Source organism: Marinobacter flavimaris (assembly GCF_002933295.1).
GTDB lineage: Bacteria > Pseudomonadota > Gammaproteobacteria > Pseudomonadales > Oleiphilaceae > Marinobacter > Marinobacter flavimaris.
In genome coordinates this window covers 1-2,617 of sequence record NZ_PSSW01000033.1, presented here as the reverse complement: position 1 = coordinate 2,617, position 2,617 = coordinate 1, and the positions used below count along the sequence as shown (strand labels likewise).

Genomic DNA, 2,617 nt, shown 5'->3' with positions numbered 1-2,617 from the left:
TGCGTATTCCGGCGAACGTGACCGGTCATTCCGGGGATCGTGACCGATTTGCACACGGCCATCACGCTGGAGTGAGTTTTGTACTCTGAGCGGTCACGATGGGTCAACCGATTCCGGTTTTTGTGTTTTCGCTTTTCGCAGTGATTCCCCCTTCAGATTGAGTCGGTGAGCGCCGTGTAGGAGCCGATCCAGGATGGCGTCGGCGAGCGTGGCGGAGCCGATGTAGTCGTGCCAGTGTTCGGTTGGTAACTGGCTCGCGATGAGCGTTGAGCCTCGCCCGTGCCGGTCTTCGATTACTTCCATCAGGTCTTGCCGTTGTTGTGCCGTCACCTTCTGCATGCCCCAGTCGTCCAGGATCAGCAGGTCGGTCTTCAGCAACTGGTTCATCAGCCGTGCGTAGCTGCCATCGCCGTGGGCGATGCGCACCTGCTCGAACAGGCGCGGCACGCGCAAGTAGCGAACCGAGAGCCCTTGCCGGCAGGCCTGGTTGCCCAGGGCGCAGGCCAGCCAGGTCTTGCCGCAACCGGTCGGGCCGGTGATGCACAGGTTCAGGGATTGGCGGATCCAGTCACAGCTTGCCAGCCCCGCCATGCGGGAGCGCTCCAGCCCCCGTGGATGGCGGTAATCGACGTCTTCCACGCAGGCCGGGACCCGCAACCGGGCAGCCTTCAGCAGCCGATCCAGACGGCGATTTTCACGATGTAGCACTTCCCGGTCGATCAGCAAGGCCAGGCGTTCCTCGAACGCCAGGTCGTGGGTGTCGGGCTGTGCCCGCTGCTGTTCCAGGGCATCGCACATGCCGGTCAGTTTGAGTTGGCGCAGGGTGTCGAGGGTGTTTTGAGTCAACATCAGTTTCTCCGGGATCAGTGGTAGTAGCGGGGGCCGCGAACGTTGGTGTGTACTGGCAGCTCAGTCAGTTCCGACTCCTCCTCGGCCAGGGGTAACGGGAGCTGATCCAGCCCCTGCTTCAGGATCGAGCTGATGCTCTGGTAGCTGGCCGAGTTGATGGCCAGTGCTCGGCTACAGGCCTGCTCCAACCGGTCACGGCTGTAACGTCGACTCAGGTTCAATAGCCCCAGGCATGATCGGTAACCATGCTCCGGATGAGTGCGATCCTTAAGCTGTCGCTGTACCACGTCGAGCGTGGCGGGACCGATGTCAGTGGCCCAGTTCAGGAACCGCCCGGGCGACCAGTTCTGATGGGCCTGATGGGACTTAGGCATGTGCTCGGTCAGGGTGACGAAGCGGCCCTTGCCATGCCGAGGGTGCAGGGCCACCCGCTGGCCTTTGTGCATGACCTCAACGGACGTATCGGTAACCCGAACATCTAGCTTCACCCCCACCAGGGCGTGAGGCACGCTGTACAGGCGTTTATCGATCTCGATGTGGTAGTCGATGCCTGGCCGTGCCTTGCGCCACTCGGCGTAGACATAGGGCGTTGCCGGCAGTGGCTTCAGCGCGGGTCGGTCCAGCGTTTCGAACAGGCTCTGGCGGCTTTCGGATCGCCCCTGGAACGGGCGCTGGTTCAGTGCTGGTAGCAGGTCTGCAATCGCCGAGTTCAGTTCGGCCAGTGAGAAGAACGTTCGGTGCCGCAACCGGGCCAGGATCCAGCGTTCAACCAGCAGCACTGCGGCTTCGGCCTTTGCCTTGTCTTTGGGCTTGTAGGGTCGTGCCGGTAATACCGCCGTCTGGTAATGGGTCGCCAGTTCCGCGTAGGTCTCGTTGATCTTCGGGGTGTATCGGTCCGCTTTGGTGACCGCTGCCTTCAGGTTGTCGGGCACCAACAGCTCAGCTACCCCACCGTAGAACGCCAGCATCCGCTGGTGGGAGGCGATCCAGTCCGGCAGGCTCTGGCTCCAGGTGGCCTCGGCGAAGGTATAGCTGGACGCGCCCAGCACGGCCACAAAGACCTGAGCCTTGCGCATCTCGCCAGTGCTGCGGTCCACCACCGGCACGGTGGGACCACAGTAGTCGATAAAGATCTTCTCACCGGCCCGGTGGACCTGGCGCATGCTGCGCCGCTGCCGGCCGCGCCAGAGCCGGTAATGATGGCAGAATTGGCTGTACCGGCGGGCCTTATCGCCATGGCGTTCCACGTACTCGGCCCACAGCAGTTGCAGGGTCACGCCCTTGGTCTTGAGTTCCTGATGGACCTGGAAGTAGTCGGGTTCAGCAAATCGAGATGGGGGTGTCTTGGCCGGGAACAGCAGGGCCTCTAACCGTACTTCATCCGTGCCTTCCGGCAACGGCCAGGTGATGCCCTGCGCAGTGGCCAGGCTGACATACTTGCCGACCACGCCCTTGGAGAGCCCGCAGGCACGGGCAATGCGCTCATGGCTCAGGCCCGCTTCGTACTTGAGGCGCAAGACCTCGATGATCTGTCGCATGGAAATCCTCGCTGCCGGCATCCGCCCTTCCTCGTGATGAAAAAGAAACGGGTATGCCGGATAAAGTTGAAGAATTCCAGCGTGTTGGCAGTGATTCCGGCATCGTGACCGGCGATTCCGGAAAAACGCCCGAAATCGGTCACGATAAAACGGAATGAGCGGTCACGATCGCCCGGAACAGGCGGTCACGTTCAAACGGAATGGGTGGTCACGATGGGCCGGAATATGCA

2 protein-coding genes are annotated in these 2,617 nt (G+C 61.9%); both read right to left on the bottom strand.

The window, feature by feature from the left end:
- Nucleotides 1–93 precede the first annotated feature (93 nt).
- The gene (istB, locus tag MDHKLMBL_RS20600) at nucleotides 94–849 is read right to left on the bottom strand and encodes an IS21-like element helper ATPase IstB (RefSeq protein ID WP_053113424.1); all 756 of its coding nucleotides are present in this window, start codon (nucleotides 847–849) and stop codon (nucleotides 94–96) included.
- 14 nt (nucleotides 850–863) lie between these two features.
- Nucleotides 864–2,408, bottom strand: coding sequence for an IS21 family transposase (gene istA, locus MDHKLMBL_RS20595; protein ID WP_167352708.1), 1,545 nt, complete (start codon nucleotides 2,406–2,408; stop codon nucleotides 864–866).
- Nucleotides 2,409–2,617 lie beyond the last annotated feature (209 nt).

What these genes read in the sequence shown, in the direction of transcription:
- istB (WP_053113424.1), bottom strand. Translation starts at nt 849, where the DNA reads ATGTTGACTCAAAACACCCTCGACACCCTGCGCCAACTCAAACTGACC.
- istA (WP_167352708.1), bottom strand. Translation starts at nt 2,408, where the DNA reads ATGCCGGCAGCGAGGATTTCCATGCGACAGATCATCGAGGTCTTGCGC.